Genomic DNA, 15190 nt, shown 5'->3' with positions numbered 1-15190 from the left:
TTCCGCGCCGTGACCACCTCCGCCGGCGGGCGGAGCCGGGCACGGGTTCCGTCCGCGGCGGGCCGTGCGCTCAGGTGCCGGAGTGCCCGTGCTCGAAGGCCCAGATCACCGCGTGGACCCGGTCCCGGGCGCCCGTCTTCTGCAGCACGTTGGACACGTGGGTCTTCACCGTGGCCCTGCCCACCACCAGCTCGCGGGCGATCTCCGCGTTGGACAGCCCCCGGGCCATGGCGGTCAGCACCTCGGTCTCCCGGGTAGTGAGCCCCGCGCGGGAAGCGTCTTCGCCTGGCCGCGCTGCCGTCCCGGCCACGGCACCGGGCGCACCGGGTGACGACGTCGCCGCGTCGCGCTCCCGGGCGGGCGAGCCCGGGGCAGGTGCCGCGGCGTCGCCCGCCGGAGCGGGGGAGGGCGGCGTCGTCTCCCCGGCCAGTGCGGACGCCCCCGCGGTGCGGGCCAGCACCTTGCGCGTAACGAGCGGATCCAGCAGGGCGTCCCCGCGCCCCAGCACCCGGACGGCCTGGATCAGCTCCTCCGGTCCGGCGGACTTGAGCAGGAACCCGGAGGCCCCGGCGGAGAGCGCGGCGAACAGGGCTTCGTCCGTGTCGAACGTGGTGAGCACGAGCACCGCAGCGCGGGAGCCTGCGGCGAGCAGCCGACGGGTGACCTCGATGCCGTCCAGCCGCGGCATCTGCACGTCCATGCACACGACGTCCGGTGCGAGGGCGGCGGCGAGCTCGAGGGCCTCCTGGCCGTCGCAGGCCTCGCCCACCACCTCGATGTCCTCCTGAGAGGTGAGGATCGCGGAGAATCCCACGCGGATCAGAGGCTGGTCGTCCACCAGCAGCACACGCAGACTCACCGCTGCTTCTCCCGGTCGTTGCGGGTGGGAACGGTGGCGCGCACGAGCCAGCCACCTCCGGATTTCGGGCCCGCCTCCAGGGTGCCGCCCACCGAGGTGATCCGTTCTCTCATGCCGGGCACCCCCATGCCTGCGCTGTCGGATGCTGGAGCCCCCGCGCGGCCGCCGCGTCCGTCGTCGCTGACCTCCAGCTCCACCCGGTCGGCCCCGGTGCGCAGCCGCACCGCGACCGAGGCCCGCGGGCCGGCGTGCTTTCGGGCATTCGTGATCCCCTCCTGGGCGGTGCGGTACAGCGCCAGCTGGGCCGGGGGCGGCAGATGCGGCTCGGGACCGATGCGGTGCAGCTCCGCGCGCTGACCGATGGCCCGTGCTTCCGCCACGAGCGCGTCGAGGTCCGGGAGGCGGGGCAGGGAATCGGGGGCCTCCTCGCCGTCGCGCAGCGTGTGGAGCATGGTCTTGAGCTCGGTGACGGCGTCACGCGCCGAGGACTCCACGCCGCGCAGGTGTGCGGTGGCGGCCTCGGGATCCCGCGCCATGCTCAGCCGCGCGGCCCCGGCCTGGACGCCCATGGCCGTGACGTGGTGGGCCACGACGTCGTGCAGCTCCCGGGCGATCCTGAGCCGTTCGAGGCTCACGGCCTGCTCCGCAAGCCGCTCCTGCTGCTGCCGGATCTCGGCGTGGGCGGCCTCGAGCTCCTGCCGCTCGATGGCCGCGTTCCACGCCCGGTCGCCGAAGACCCACGCCCCGGCGAAGTAGGCGATGTTCACGAGGAACTGGATCGCGGCGATGGCCATGTAGGCGTTGACGCCGTGCTCACCCACCTTCGGATCCGTGAACTGGTCCACGGTGCTCCAGCCCAGCCACACCGCCATCCCCACGGCCACGGCTGCGCGGGACCACGTGGCGCGGGGGCGGTCCGGGCACCAGGCCCCCACGGAGTAGAAGCCCAGGAACAGCACCACCTGGGAGGCGTACATCTCGATCCCGGCCCACGTGCCGAGCGCGAAGTACACGAAGGACACCGCCACCATCACGGCCACAGGGAAGCGACGCCGCCAGGCGAGCGGGGCGGCCAGCACCACGGCGCCCATGGCAACCCACCCGACGTCCGCCTTCCACGGGACCGACTGCACGAAGTCGGAGAGGTAGACCAGTTCAACGCCGGCCAGTGCCAGCACGCCGGCACCCAGGGCATCCCGCCGACGCCACCCCGGCTGCAGGGCTCGGTGGGGCGGGGAGGTGTCCGTGGCGACGGGGCTCGGGCGCATGGCTTCCCACTACCGACGGAGCGACCCGAACGGCGGGGCGCGCCGTCTCGCGGGTGGACCCGACGACGGCCACCTTCACGATGGGTCCGCCCGACAACGGATCCACCGACGGGGCGGCGGCAGGGAGGGCGCGTGCTCGGCGCGGGGCGCAGCGTGCCCGCACGGTTGCGGCGGGACGCTCCCGGGAACTGCCGACGCGCGCACCGGTCCCGCCGCGCGCACAATGGTGGGGTGACCGATTCCCTCGAGCCACCGCCCCGTGTGCCCCGCGCCGACCTGCGGATGCAGATCCTCCTGGTGCTCGGGGTCTCCCTGGGCGCCTCCGCCGTGTACTCCGTGCTGGACCTCGCGGAGATGGCGCTGCGCTCGTCGATCGCGGAGAGCTCCACGACGCTCAACCAGCCTCTGAGCCCGCTGCCCGTGCTGGATGCCCTGCGCCGGCTCACCGGGATCTGCTTTGCCCTGGTGCCCGTGGCGCTCGCGCTGCACCTGCTCGCGGGCACCACCTCCCGGATCCCGGCCGTGCTGCACTGCATCGGCGTGGACACCCGGCGCCCGGGGCACGACGCCGCGTGGGGCCTCGTGCTGTTCGTCCTGATGGGCGGTGGGACGCTCGCCCTCTACCAGGCCGGTCGCGCGCTTGGGATCACGGCGGAGATCACCACGTCCACGCTGGAGACCACGTGGTGGACCGTCCCCCTGCTGCTGCTCACCGCCCTGCGGCACGCGCTGGTGGAGGAGATCATCGTGGTGGCGTTCCTCGCGGACCGGATGCGGCGGCTGGGGCGTTCGTGGTGGACGGTGGCAGTGGTGTCCTCGATGCTGCGCGCGAGCTACCACCTGTATCAGGGCATCGGTCCGGCACTCGGCAACCTGGTGATGGGGCTCGTGTTCGTGTGGTGCTACCGCCGCGGTGGGCGGCTCGCCCCGCTGCTGCTCTGCCACTTCCTGCTGGACGCCGTGGGGTTCCTGGTGCCCCAGCTCCTGGGCGGCTGAGCGCCACCGCGAGCACCAGCCCGGGGGCGAGGCTGATGGGGTCCGCAATCATGGTGCCCCCCGTGGCTCGCCCCGACGACGAACCGAGTCGCGGGGCCGTGCGAGCGGCGTCGTCGAACCCGGAGGGCTCGGTGCCCCGGATCAGATGGTGACGGGCCCGTCCGGCGTGCCGAAGGTGACCGCCAGAAGACCGGGCGTGCCGTGGGGAGCGGACCACGTGACGTCCACCGAGCGCAGGACGTCCTCCACGGGGCCGCCGAGCCAGTCCGTCACCCGCTCGGGGGAACCGGCGATCTCCATGCCCGTCAGGCTGACGTCCGTGAGGCGCGCCTGCGAGGGGTGCATCTCGTCCGCGGAGTCGAAGTGGATCATGAACGGCAGCTGCGGATCCGCGATCAGGCCCTTGACGCCGATCTGGTGCCAGTCCAGGCGGCGGCCGTCCGGGAAGATCCGGCCGCCTGGCGCGGAGGGTCGGCCCAGCTTCTGCTCGAACGGGGCGAGGTCCGGGACCTCCACGACCCACCCGAGCCAGCCGCCGCCGGCCTCCGAACGTGCACGCACGGCCTGCCCGAACGGCGCCTTGTCCGCGGCGGGGTGCTCCAGCACGGTCACGACCTCCACGTACTGGTGGTCTGTCAGCGGCAGGATCATGTTCCGGGTGCCGAAGCGGGGATGGACCCCGCCCTTCACCGGCTCGATCCCCAACCGGTCCGCGATGCGTTCGGTGGTGGCCTCCAGGCCGTCCGGCTGTGCTGCGAAGGAAACGTGGTCCAGCTTCATGCAGTCATCGTGGCACCCGTCACACGGGCCTCCAAATCCTCGGGTGCAACACTGCGGACACCGGACTTGACGTGGCAGCGGCCGGGTTCCCAAACTGGAGGTCTAGGTCACGAGAGTCAGCGTCAAGCCCCAGCTTGCTGACCGGCAACCCTCCCACCGCGGCGGGGTGCCCTGGGTGAAGACCTGGCCGGGACGTCGTCCGACGCCCACGGCAAGCGCGGGCCACCGGTCGCCCGTTCGTGCGGGCACCGTGCGGACGGGCGCCTGGCCCCTGATCCTTCCGAGAAGGCGAATGGCCATGAGCACAGCACCCACCCCCGACAACCCCCAGGACTGGGCGTTCGAGACACGGCAGATCCACGCGGGGCAGAACCCGGACCCCGTGACGGGTTCACGGGCCCTGCCCATCCACCAGACCTCGTCCTTCGTGTTCCCTGACGCGCACACCGCCGCGGCCCGGTTCGCGCTGCAGGACATGGGCCCCATCTACTCCCGCCTGACCAACCCCACCACCGAGGTGGTGGAGAACCGCCTCGCCTCCCTGGAAGGGGGAGTGGGGGCGCTGATGGTCTCCTCCGGGCAGGCCGCCGCAACCCTGGCCGTGCTCAACCTGGGCGGGGCGGGCACGCACGTGGTGGCCAGCCCGTCCCTCTACGGCGGCTCGTACAACCTGCTGCGCCACACGCTGCCGCGGTTGGGAGTGGAGACCACGTTCGTGGCGGACCCGGACGATCCGCAGCAGTGGCGGGATGCCGTGCGGCCCTCCACCGTGGCGTTCTTCGGAGAGATGATCCCCAATCCCCGCAACGACGTCCTGGACGTGGAGACCGTTGCCGGGATCGCCCACGAGGCCGGGGTGCCGCTGATCGTGGACAACACCGTGGCCACCCCGTACCTGGTGCGGCCCATCGAGTGGGGCGCGGACATCGTGCTGCACTCGGGCACCAAGTTCCTGGGCGGTCATGGCACGGCGATCGGCGGATTCATCGTGGACGCGGGGCGCTTCGACTACGGCGCGGACCCGGAGCGGTTCCCGGGCTTCAGTCAACCGGACCCTACGTACAACGGCCTGGTGTACGCGCGGGATCTGGGGGAGGGCGGAGCCTTCGGCGTCAACCTGTCCTACGTGCTCAAGGCCCGTGTGCAGCTGCTGCGTGACCTGGGCGCGTCCATCTCCCCGTTCAACGCCTTCCTCATCGAGCAGGGGATCGAGACGCTGTCACTGCGCGTGGAACGCCACGTTGACAACGCCCAGCGGGTGGCGGAGTGGCTCGAGGCCCGCCCCGAAGTGCGCTCGGTGTCCTACGCGGGGCTGTCGTCCTCGCCGTGGCACGGGCGGGCTCGCAAGTACGCCCCCCGAGGAGCCGGTTCCGTCCTCGGTTTCGTGCTGGAGGGCGGCAAGGAGGCGGGAATCTCGTTCGTGGACGCGCTGAGCCTGCACTCCAACGTGGCGAACATCGGGGACGTGCGGTCCCTGGTGATACACCCGGCGTCGACGACGCACGCGCAGCTCTCCGAGGACGAGCAGCGCGCGGCGGGCGTGGAGCCCGGCTTCGTGCGGCTCTCGGTGGGCACCGAGGGGATCGAGGACATCCTCGCGGACCTCGAGGCGGGCTTCTCGGCGCTGGCCGCCACGGAGTCGAGCGCGCCCACCCGCACCGGGCCAGGCGCGGACCCCGCCGCTGGCACGGACGGTGGCTCGACGGCGCGTGCGGGCGCGGACGCCGAGCCCTCGGCATGACCGTGAGGCAGACGGACCCGGCGGTGCGCCGGGACGGTGTGGTGCGGGCCGCGGAAATCGGGGAGCTCACCCTGGAGTCCGGGTTCCGGCTGCCTGACGTGCGCCTGGCGTACGAGACGTGGGGCGAGTTGGCCCCGGACGGTTCCAACGCGGTGCTTGTCGAGCACGCGCTCACGGGTGACTCGCACGCGGCGCGCGGCACCACCGTGGGCTATGGGGACACAGCGCCCTTCGACATGGACGGCCGCCGTGCCGCCGCGGACGCCGGTGGCTGGTGGGACGGTCTCATTGGACCGGGCGCGGCCATCGACACCAACCGCTGGTTCGTCGTGTGTGCGAACATCCTGGGCGGCTGCCACGGCAGCACGGGCCCCGCGAGCCTCGCCCCGGACGCCACGCCGTGGGGCTCGCGCTTCCCGCGCATCACCGTGCGGGACACCGTGGCTGCGGAGGCGCGGCTCGCGGACCGGCTCGGGATCCGGCGATGGAGGCTTGTTGTGGGCGGCTCGATGGGCGGTGCCCGCGCGCTGGAGTGGGCCGTGTGCCACCCCGAGCGGGTGGCGGCGTGCGCGGTGATCGCCGCCAACGCCCGCGTGAGTGCGGAGCAGCTCGCGTGGGGTCACGCGCAGGCGCTCGCCATCCGGCAGGACCCTCGGTTCTGCCACGGCAACTACTACGCGGGCCCGCACCCCGTCGAGGGGCTTGGGCTGGCACGCCGGATCGCGCACATCACCTACCGCAGCGCCCACGAGCTCGCCGCCCGCTTCGACCGGGAGGCCCAGCCGCGGGAGGACCCTGCGGGCACGCACCCGGGCACCCGGGGCCGCTACCGGGTGGAGGGCTACCTGGACCACCAGGCGGGGAAGCTTGCCGCGCGCTTCGACGCGAACGCGTACCTCAGCGTCAACGAGACGCTGATGTCCCACGACGTCGCCCGCGGCCGCGGCAGCCTCCGGCAGGCCCTCGCGCGAACCCGGTGCGAGTGGCTCGTGGCCGCGGTGGACTCCGACCGGCTGTTCCTGCCCGAGGAGTCCGCCGAGCTCGCGGCCTCACTGCCCGGTGAGCACGAGGCGCGCACCATCACGTCACCGAGCGGGCACGACGGCTTCCTGCTGGAGACCCCGCAGGTGGGTCGGCTGCTGCGGACGGTGCTGCCGGACTGAGGCCCGGATGACGTGAGATCGGCGCGGGACGGGCGGCGCAGCATCCGTCCCATCCCGCCGTGTGGCCTGGATGCGCAGGGGTGGGGAGGCCTTGCCACGCGGGGTGGTCGGTGTCACACTCTCCCGCATGCGGACCCGAACACTGCTCGACGCCTACGACACGCAGCTGCGAGGTGATGCCGAGATGCTCGACGCACCCGACGTGCTGCGTCTCGGACCCCTGCTCGCCGGGGTGTTCCCGGCGCGGCGGCGGGCCTTCGTCTCCTCCGCGCCCTTCTCGATGGGCGGGGCAGAACTGGACGACCTGATCGCCCACGTGATCACAACATGTGAGGCGGACCCCCGCGTGGACCACATCTCGTGGAAGACCCGGTCGCACGACCCGCTGCCCCACCTGCTGAGCCGACTCCAGCACCACGGTTTCGCTCTCGGGGAGCCCGAGACGGTCATGGTGGGTGAGGCGGATGCAGTCCTCGCCGCCCTCGCCGGGCAGGAGCCCCTCCGGGGGTACGCCGTGGAGCGGGCAGCCAGGGAGGCGCAGCTGCGGGAGGCGGAGCACCTGGCAGGACGGGTTTTCGAGGACTCGCCAGAACGCATCCGGCTCCAGCAGGACGAACTGGTCGAGCGGTGGCGCAGTGCCCCCGAGTCGTTCGAGATGTGGGCGGTACGCGACGGGGACGGCCAGGTGGTCTGTTCCGGGCGCATCGAGTTCCTCGAGCACACTGACTTCGCCGGGCTCTGGGGCGGCGCGTGCCTGGAGGAGCACCGTGGACGCGGGCTGTACCGGGCCCTGGTGGACCGGAGAGCCCGCTCGGCCCGGGACCGGGGGCGGACACTGCTCCACGTCGACTGCAGCGAGTACTCGCGGCCCATCCTGCAGCGGGTGGGACTCGTGCCCGTCACCACGGTGAGATCGGCCACGCGCACGTGCGCCTCACCGTGACGGGGACGAGTCCTCGCCTCCGTGCTGGTGGCCCTCCCACGCGGGCGGCTCGGCGGCGGTCCGTGCAGGACGGCGCCCGCACTTCGGAAAGGGGCGGGCGCCGTCGTCGTGCGGTTGAGCGGAGCGGGGGTGCTCAGGCCCCCTCGGTCTGCTCTGGAATCTGCTCGCCCGCTCCGGGGATCGTTGCCTGGCCGAACGCGGGACGCTTGGCGGTGATGTAGTCGCCGGAGCTGCGGCGGCGGATGCGGCGGCCCACCCACGGCACGAAGTACTTGCGGGCCCACACCATGTCGTCCCGGCGGGCCTCGCGCCACGTGCGCTCGGGGCGCTCCTCGGGGTGGCCCGGGGTGAGGCCGTGGTCCACGCCCAGGCAGTCCAGGGTCTCGCACGCGATGAGCTGGTGGCCCAGCGGGGAGAAGTGCAGCCGGTCCGGCGCCCACATGCGCGGATCGCCCAGCTGGTGCAGACCCCACAGGTCCACCATCACGGCGTCGTGGCGGGCGGCCACGGTGCGCACGTTCTCGTTCCAGATGGCCACGCGCCCGCGGATGCTGCGCAGCACGGGGGTGTTGCCGATGTCCGGACCGTCGAACATGGCCACGGTGGCACCGGTGGCCCTGATCTGCTCGATCACCGCGTCCAGGCGGGAGGCGATGTCGTCGGGATCCGCAGCGGGGCGCAGCATGTCGTTGCCACCCGCGCTGATGGTCACGAGGTCCGGTCGCAGCTCCAGGGCCGGCTCCAGCTGCTCGTCCACAATGGGCTGGAACAACCGGCCGCGGATGGCCAGGTTCGCGTAGGCGAAGTCGTCCGTGTTGCGCGCAAGCTCCTCGGCCACGCGGTCGGCCCAGCCCCGGAACCCGCCCGGGACGGAGTCGTCGGGGTCGCCCACACCCTCCGTGAAGGAGTCGCCGATGGACACCATCCGGTGCCAGGGGTGCGGCGGCTGCGCGGTGCTGTCCGCGGCGGGAACGGGGGGCGTCGTCAGGGGCGGAGTGCTCTCATCCATACCAAAATTACTAACACGTATTGCAGAGCTGTGTCGTCACTGTCCGTCACAGCCGCGTGTGAGGATGGAGCCATGGAACCAGCACCCCACGTCATCTGGAACAACGAGGCCGAGGAGCGCGCCGGGACACCCCTGGTGGTCATGTTCCACGGCTACGGCTCCCACGAGGGCGACCTCATGGCCCTCAGCGCGTCCCTCCCCGGTGGACTCAGCATCGCCTCCGTGCGCGCGCCGCAGCGGGCTGGCGCGGGCTTCCAGTGGTTCCCGCTGTCCTCAGAGCTCGGCTTCACCACGGACGCCGTGGTGGCCGCCGCCGAGCCCGTGGTGCCGTGGCTGCGGGACGAGGCACTGCAGCACACTCACGTGATCCTGCTGGGCTTCTCCCAGGGGATGGCGATCGCCACCACGGTGGCCCGCCACGCCCCGGATCTGGTGGACGCCGTGGTGGGGCTGTCCGGTTTCGTGGTCCCGGTGGCCGACGACGACGCCCAGGCGGACTTCTTCCACGACGCAGCCCTGCGCCAGGATCCCCTGCGGATGTTCTGGGGCCGCGACCCCGAGGACCCGGTGATACCGCCCGCACTGGTGGACCTCACCGCCGAGTGGGCCCAGCAGCACGCGGAGGCCACCAAGGTGCAGTACCGGGGCATCGGTCACGGGGTTTCGCCCCAGGAGCTGTCACACGTCTCGGAATACCTGCGGGCACTCACGGACTGAGCGCACCGCCCACCCGCACCGTCCTCCGCTCCGGCGCGTCCACTGCGGCGGGGGAGTGGAACGCACTACGCGCTGACGATGCGCACGGGCGGCATGCCGGAGGCCGGGACCTCCAGCACGTCACCGGGGTGCAGCTGCGCGCCCCGGCGGGTCTCCGCCTCTCCGTTGACCTGCACCGCGCCCTCGGACACCAGGGTCTTCGCGTGGTGGCCGTCCTCGGCCAGGTTGGCCAGCTTCAACGCCTGTCCCAGGCGGATCATCTGGTCCCGGATGGGCATCTCTTCGTACGCAGTGTCGCTCATGCGTCCATTGTCTCAGGTGCGCCCGGGCGAATCACTGGGAACGCTGCTCGGTGCCCGGACGTGCCTGGCCGGGGTGGGGTGCGGAGGGACGGAAACGCATCCGGGCGGCGTCGTGACCCCAAGTAGTTGCACGTCCAACGAAGTGGGGATACGTTCGGGGGAGACGTGCATCACACCCGAGCCCCACCCCAGGAGCAGCCATGACCCTCGTTCCCCACTTCGTCGCAGGCCGGAGGACCCCGGGCGACTCCGGTCGCACGCAGGACGTCTTCAACCCCGTGGAGGGGGAGGTCAGCGCGCAGGTGCCGCTGGCATCGGCGGAGGAGGTCGCGCAGGCCGTGACCGCCGCCGAGGAGGCGTTCCCGCAGTGGTCGGGGCTCAACGCCCAGCGCCGCGCGCGGATCCTGCTCACGTGGGTGGACCTGATCACCGAGAACATGGACGAGCTGGCCACCCTGCTCTCCAACGAGCACGGCAAGACCTTCCCGGACGCCAAGGGCGACATCCAGCGCGGCGTGGAGGTCGTGGAGTTTGCGGCCGGAGCACCGCACCTGCTCAAGGGCGAGTTCTCCAGCGGCGCGGGCACCGGGATCGACGTCCACTCGCTGCGCCAGCCGCTCGGCGTGGTCGCGGGTATCACCCCATTCAACTTCCCCGCGATGATTCCGCTGTGGAAGGCGGGCATCGCGCTCGCCGCCGGCAACACCTTCGTTCTCAAGCCCTCCGAGCGGGACCCCTCCGTGCCCGTGCGGCTCGCGGAGCTGGCCGTGGAAGCCGGCATGCCCGCCGGTGCGCTGAATGTGGTCCACGGTGACAAGACGGCCGTGGACGCCCTGGTCGAGGACCCGCGCGTGCGGGCGATCGGGTTCGTGGGCTCCTCGCCCATCGCCCAGGCCATCTACAGTGCGGCCGCCGCGCAGAACAAGCGCGCCCAGTGCTTCGGTGGCGCCAAGAACCACATGGTGATCATGCCGGACGCGGACCTCGAGCAGGCCGCTGACGCCCTGATCGGGGCGGCCTTCGGCTCCGCCGGCGAGCGTTGCATGGCCATCTCCGTGGCCGTGCCCGTGGGGGAGGCCACCGCTGACAGGCTGCGCGCGCTGCTCGAGGAGCGGATCGCCATGCTCACGCTCGGCCCGTCCCTGGAGGAGTCCTCGGACTTCGGTCCCGTGGTCAGTGCCCAGGCCAAGCAGCGCATCGAGTCCTGCATCACCGCCGGTGAGAAGGAGGGTGCGGAACTGGTGGTGGACGGCCGCGGCGCCACCGTGGACGGCCACCCCAACGGGTTCTGGGTGGGTGCCACCCTGTTCGACCACGTCACCACGGACATGAGTATCTACCGCGAGGAGATCTTCGGCCCGGTGCTGTGCATTGCCCGCGCCGCGGACTACGAGGAGGCCCTGCGCCTGCCCAGCGAGCACGAGTTCGGCAACGGCGTGGCCATCTTCACCCGGGACGGGGACACGGCCCGGGACTTCACCACCCGCGTGGAGGTGGGCATGGTGGGCGTCAACGTCCCCATCCCCGTGCCGATCGCGTACTACACCTTCGGTGGCTGGAAGGCCTCGGGCTTCGGGGACCTCAACCAGCACGGCACGGACGGGCTGAAGTTCTACACCAAGACCAAGACGGTCACCACGCGCTGGCCCTCCGGCACCAAGGAGGGCGCGAGCTTCGTGATGCCCGCCGGTAGCTGAGCCGCACGACGACGACCGGCGGGGTCCCAGCGCCCCGGCACTACCGCAGCTCCGCGACCCGTGGAGCCGCCGCCCACCCCTGGAACAAGGAACGTCATGACCGAGACCCCCAGCCAGCAGCTCCCCGCCGTCGCCTTCTTGGGCCTGGGCCACATGGGCGGCCCGATGGCCGCGAACCTCGCGGCGGCGGGGGTGCAGGTCACCGGCTACGACATCGTCCCTGAGGCGTGTTCTGCGGCCCTCGAGCAGGGAATCGAGGTGGTCGAGACCCCGCAGGAGGCGGCGCGGTCCGCAGACGTGGTGATCACCATGTTCCCGTCCGGCAAGCACGTGGTGGACGCCTACGTGGGGATCGACGGCGCCGTGGGCCTGCTCGCCGCAGCTCCCGCGGGTACCACGTTCCTGGACTGCTCCACAATCAACATCTCGGAGGCGCAGGAGGCCACGGAGCTGGCACGGGCGGCGGGGTTCACCGCCGCGGACGCCCCGGTCTCCGGGGGTGTGGTGGGCGCCACCGCCGGGACGCTGGCCTTCATGGTGGGTGCGGAACCCGAGGTCTTCGAGCGCGTGCGACCCCTGCTGGAGATCATGGGCGGGCGCGTGGTGCACTGCGGCGGCAGCGGCATGGGTCAGGCCGCCAAGATCTGCAACAACATGATCCTGGGTGTGTCCATGGTGGCGGTCAGCGAGGCGTTCGTGCTGGCCGAGAGGCTGGGGCTGGAGCACCAGGCGATGTACGACGTCGTCTCCAACGCCTCCGGGCAGTGCTGGGCGCTGACCACCAACTGCCCGGTTCCCGGCCCCGTGCCCACCAGTCCCGCCAACAAGGACTTCGAACCCGGCTTCGCCGGGGCCCTGATGGCCAAGGACCTCAACCTCGCCACCACCGCACTGGACGAGACCGGGGCCGCGGCACCGATGGGGCGCCTGGCGGCGGAGCTCTACAACCAGTTCGTCGCGGACGGCCACGCGGGCAAGGACTTCTCCGGGATCATCACGACCCTGCGCGACGGGGGTCGGAAGAGCTCTCGGGAGGAGTGAAGTCCCCGCAGCGCGCGCGAAAACCGTTCAGCGCACCGACGACCGCTTCCACCTCGTGGTCCTCGAAGCCCGTGGTGAGGAACAGGTCCTTGTTCAGCGCCCGGGTGGCCTGGGCCACGACCTCCAGCCCCTCGGGAGTGAGGGTCACGTTCACGGCGCGGCGGTCCGTGCTGACAGGCTCGCGGCGCACCAGGCCTGCGCCCTCCAGGCGGTCCACGGCGTTGGTGATGGAGGTGGGGTGGACCTGCAGCAGTGCGCTCGCCTTCTTCATGAGCATCCTGTGCTCCCGGGTGAAGCTCAGCAGGGCCAGCACCTCGTAGCGGGAGAACGTGAGTCGGAACGGCTTGAGGATCCGGTCCGCCCGGGCCAGCAGCAGCTGTTGCGCCCGCATGATCGACGTCACCGCGGCCATGGGTCCGGCGGCCTGCGTCCAGCCCTCGCGCTCCCAGTTGCGCCGTGCCTCGGCAACGGGGTCGCGGGGGAGGGGCTCGTGCTGGGGCATGCCCGCATTCTACGTGCCCGGCGCAGGCACTCCGTGGCGGACGGCGTCGTCGACCCTGCCCCGGGCGGGTTTCCGTCCGCCGGGTCTGCCGCGACTGCCGCGCACCCGACCGGGGAGTGTGATCCGCACCACCAGCAGGTGCATTCCTCGGATATAGTCGGACGTACTACTTTCGACCTGCCCACTACCCCGAGGATCAGGATCATGAGCCCAGCCGCATCACCCCAGCGCGCCACCGCCCACCTTCCCAGCACTGACCTCCTCCACCTGGAGCACCTGCTCAGCGCGCAGGAGCGCGAACGGTTGCGGGGCATCACGGATCATCTCCAGACCCAGGTGCGTCACCAGAGCGTGGGCTACTGGAACCGCGAGGAACTGGCCCGAGAGCTGCTGCCCGGGCTGGCAGACCTGAGCCTGGGGCGGCTGGCCGAGAGCGGCGGGTCCCGGCTGTTCCAGAACCTCGTGCACGTGCAGGTCGCCCGGGCGGACCTCTCCCTCTCCGCGCTGCTGGGCATCCACAACGAGCTGATTGTGGGAACCCTGGAGGCGTTCGGCTCCGAGGAGCAGAAGCAGACGTGGCTGCCCGGGCTCAAGGAGCTGCGGCAGCTCGGCGCGTTCTGCCTCACCGAGCCGGAGCACGGCTCGGACATCGCCGGTGGGCTGGCCACCACCGCCACCCGGGACGGGGACGGCTGGGTGCTCAACGGCTCCAAGCGGTGGATCGGGCTCGGCACCGTGGCGGATCTCGCGCTCGTGTGGGCCCGGGACACCGCCGACGGACTCGTCAAGTGCTTTGCCGTGGACACCGCTCTGCCGGGGTACTCGGCCACCAAGATCGAGCACAAGATCGGGCTGCGGATCATGCAGAACGCTGACGTGGAGCTAACCGACCTGCGTCTGCCAGCGGATGCGCTGCTGCCGGGTGCCGCGGACTTCGCGGCCACCAACGACCTGCTCAAGGACTCGCGCGCGTGGGTGGGCTGGCAGGCGGTGGGCGCGCAGCAGGCGCTGCTCGACATCCTGCGCGACTACACCCTTGAGCGCGTCCAGTTCGGCAGGCCCATCGCGAGCTTCCAGCTGATCCAGCAGGTGATTGCTGAGGTCGCCGGCAACCTCGCGGCCAGCTCCGGCCTGATGGCACAGGTGACCCGTGTGCAGGACGACGGCGAGCTGGAGATGATGCACGCCGCACTCGCCAAGTCCACGGCCACGCGACTATCCCGCCAGTCCGCCGCGCAGGCCAGGGACGCGTTGGGTGGAAACGGGCTGCTGAGTGACCACGGGATCGCCAAGATCATGGCGGACGTCGAGGCCATCCACACCTACGAGGGCAGCTACCACATCAACTCGCTCATCGTGGCCCGCGCGCTGACGGGGATCTCCGCGTTCGTCTCGTAGCGGGCTGGTAGCGGTCCCGCAGCGGGCGCGGAACGGGACCCGCGGCGAGCAGGGGAACGGGCGACGTCGCCGTGGCCGGACGTGTGCGCGGCGGCAGGGACAGAGCGTGTTTAGGCGAGCGTCGCGGCACCTCGCTACGCTTGTCCCCGAACCGCGCGCCCGCGCCCACGGGCAGCGCACCCCAGACCGATTCCCCACGCGCGAGCCCTCGCGAGGTCCGCGCGAGAAACGGAAGTGAGACCGCATGGCCCCGAAATCCACCCTGGACAATGTCATCTCCCTGGCCAAGCGCCGGGGCTTCGTGTTCCAGGCGGGTGAGATCTACGGGGGTTCGCGCTCCGCGTGGGACTACGGGCCCCTGGGCGCGGAGCTGAAGGAGAACATCAAGCGCGAGTGGTGGCAGACCTTTGTGCGCGGCCGCGCGGACATGGTGGGCCTGGACTCCTCGATCATCCTGCCGTCCGCGGTGTGGCAGGCCTCCGGGCACGTGGAGACGTTCACGGATCCGCTGGTCGAGTCCCTGCACACCCACAAGCGCTACCGCGCGGACCACCTGCTGGAGGCCTACGAGGCCAAGCACGGGCACCCGCCGGTCAACGGGTTGGCGGACGTCAAGGACCCGGAGACGGGCCAGGACGGCAAGTGGACCGAGCCGCAGCAGTTCTCCGGTCTGATGAAGACCTTCCTGGGCCCCGTGGACAACGAGGAGGGCAAGCACTTCCTGCGCCCGGAGACCGCCCAGGGCATCTTCGTGAACTTCCTCAACGTGGTGAC

Annotated in this window: 14 protein-coding genes, 1 pseudogene and 1 riboswitch; of the genes and pseudogenes, 9 read left to right on the top strand and 6 right to left on the bottom strand. The window is 71.5% G+C overall.

The features are described from left to right. Nucleotides 1-70 precede the first annotated feature (70 nt). Together B3G12_RS00550 and B3G12_RS00545 are read right to left on the bottom strand one after the other, a co-directional pair. The gene (locus tag B3G12_RS00550; RefSeq protein WP_144942309.1) at nt 71-859 is read right to left on the bottom strand and encodes a response regulator transcription factor; all 789 of its coding nucleotides are present in this window, start codon (nt 857-859) and stop codon (nt 71-73) included. Continuing rightward, complete coding sequence (locus tag B3G12_RS00545) at nt 856-2127, bottom strand: sensor histidine kinase (protein WP_144942308.1); 1272 nt, start codon at nt 2125-2127, stop codon at nt 856-858. The genes B3G12_RS00550 and B3G12_RS00545 overlap by 4 nt, the downstream gene beginning before the upstream one ends. Before the next feature lie 231 nt (nt 2128-2358). Between B3G12_RS00545 and B3G12_RS00540 the strand changes: the two genes are divergently transcribed. Next, complete coding sequence (locus B3G12_RS00540; RefSeq protein ID WP_144942307.1) at nt 2359-3123, top strand: CPBP family intramembrane glutamic endopeptidase; 765 nt, start codon at nt 2359-2361, stop codon at nt 3121-3123. A gap of 141 nt (nt 3124-3264) precedes the next feature. Here B3G12_RS00540 and B3G12_RS00535 read toward each other — a convergent pair whose 3' ends face one another. Then, nucleotides 3265-3903 (bottom strand): VOC family protein, encoded by a 639-nt coding sequence (locus B3G12_RS00535; protein ID WP_126875036.1) that lies wholly within the window; start codon nt 3901-3903, stop codon nt 3265-3267. Nucleotides 3904-4008: 105 nt separating this feature from the next. Further along, nucleotides 4009-4127, top strand: a riboswitch (SAM riboswitch). 74 nt (nt 4128-4201) lie between these two features. On the opposite strand from B3G12_RS00535, the gene B3G12_RS00530 reads away from it, so the two are divergent. The 3 genes from B3G12_RS00530 (at nt 4202) to B3G12_RS00520 (ending at nt 7750) form a co-directional block, all read left to right on the top strand. Continuing rightward, nucleotides 4202-5644 (top strand): bifunctional o-acetylhomoserine/o-acetylserine sulfhydrylase, encoded by a 1443-nt coding sequence (locus B3G12_RS00530; RefSeq protein ID WP_144942306.1) that lies wholly within the window; start codon nt 4202-4204, stop codon nt 5642-5644. Beyond that, nucleotides 5641-6807 (top strand): homoserine O-acetyltransferase MetX, encoded by a 1167-nt coding sequence (metX, locus tag B3G12_RS00525; RefSeq protein WP_144942305.1) that lies wholly within the window; start codon nt 5641-5643, stop codon nt 6805-6807. The genes B3G12_RS00530 and metX overlap by 4 nt, the downstream gene beginning before the upstream one ends. Nucleotides 6808-6934: 127 nt before the next feature. Beyond that, nucleotides 6935-7750, top strand: coding sequence for a GNAT family N-acetyltransferase (locus B3G12_RS00520; RefSeq protein ID WP_144942304.1), 816 nt, complete (start codon nt 6935-6937; stop codon nt 7748-7750). 133 nt (nt 7751-7883) lie between these two features. Here B3G12_RS00520 and B3G12_RS00515 read toward each other — a convergent pair whose 3' ends face one another. Then, nucleotides 7884-8759 (bottom strand): SGNH/GDSL hydrolase family protein, encoded by an 876-nt coding sequence (locus B3G12_RS00515; protein ID WP_244944766.1) that lies wholly within the window; start codon nt 8757-8759, stop codon nt 7884-7886. Between the two features lie 72 nt (nt 8760-8831). Between B3G12_RS00515 and B3G12_RS00510 the strand changes: the two genes are divergently transcribed. Next, entirely contained in the window at nt 8832-9476 is a 645-nt protein-coding gene (locus B3G12_RS00510) for an alpha/beta hydrolase (RefSeq protein WP_144942303.1), read from the top strand. A gap of 65 nt (nt 9477-9541) precedes the next feature. Here B3G12_RS00510 and B3G12_RS00505 read toward each other — a convergent pair whose 3' ends face one another. Then, the gene (locus B3G12_RS00505; RefSeq protein WP_144942302.1) at nt 9542-9778 is read right to left on the bottom strand and encodes an RNA-binding S4 domain-containing protein; all 237 of its coding nucleotides are present in this window, start codon (nt 9776-9778) and stop codon (nt 9542-9544) included. 200 nt (nt 9779-9978) lie between these two features. Between B3G12_RS00505 and B3G12_RS00500 the strand changes: the two genes are divergently transcribed. Continuing rightward, nucleotides 9979-11475: a CoA-acylating methylmalonate-semialdehyde dehydrogenase gene (locus B3G12_RS00500; protein ID WP_144942301.1), complete on the top strand. Its 1497-nt coding sequence runs from the start codon at nt 9979-9981 to the stop codon at nt 11473-11475. A 96-nt stretch (nt 11476-11571) separates the two neighbouring features. After that, nucleotides 11572-12516: a 3-hydroxyisobutyrate dehydrogenase gene (gene mmsB, locus B3G12_RS00495; protein WP_144942300.1), complete on the top strand. Its 945-nt coding sequence runs from the start codon at nt 11572-11574 to the stop codon at nt 12514-12516. Here mmsB and B3G12_RS00490 read toward each other — a convergent pair. Beyond that, nucleotides 12470-13018, bottom strand: coding sequence for a MarR family winged helix-turn-helix transcriptional regulator (locus B3G12_RS00490; RefSeq protein ID WP_145010501.1), 549 nt, complete (start codon nt 13016-13018; stop codon nt 12470-12472). The genes mmsB and B3G12_RS00490 overlap by 47 nt on opposite strands. A gap of 204 nt (nt 13019-13222) precedes the next feature. Between B3G12_RS00490 and B3G12_RS00485 the strand changes: the two genes are divergently transcribed. Then, nucleotides 13223-14416, top strand: coding sequence for an acyl-CoA dehydrogenase family protein (locus B3G12_RS00485; RefSeq protein WP_290498567.1), 1194 nt, complete (start codon nt 13223-13225; stop codon nt 14414-14416). Nucleotides 14417-14660: 244 nt separating this feature from the next. Then, a pseudogene (locus tag B3G12_RS00480) lies at nt 14661-15190 on the top strand (glycine--tRNA ligase); the annotation flags it as partial.

The organism is Kocuria sp. UBA5001, from assembly GCF_002398425.1.
GTDB lineage: Bacteria > Actinomycetota > Actinomycetes > Actinomycetales > Micrococcaceae > Kocuria > Kocuria salsicia.
The sequence above is the reverse complement of the archived record's forward strand: the minus strand, read 5'-3'. Positions and strand labels throughout refer to the sequence as shown.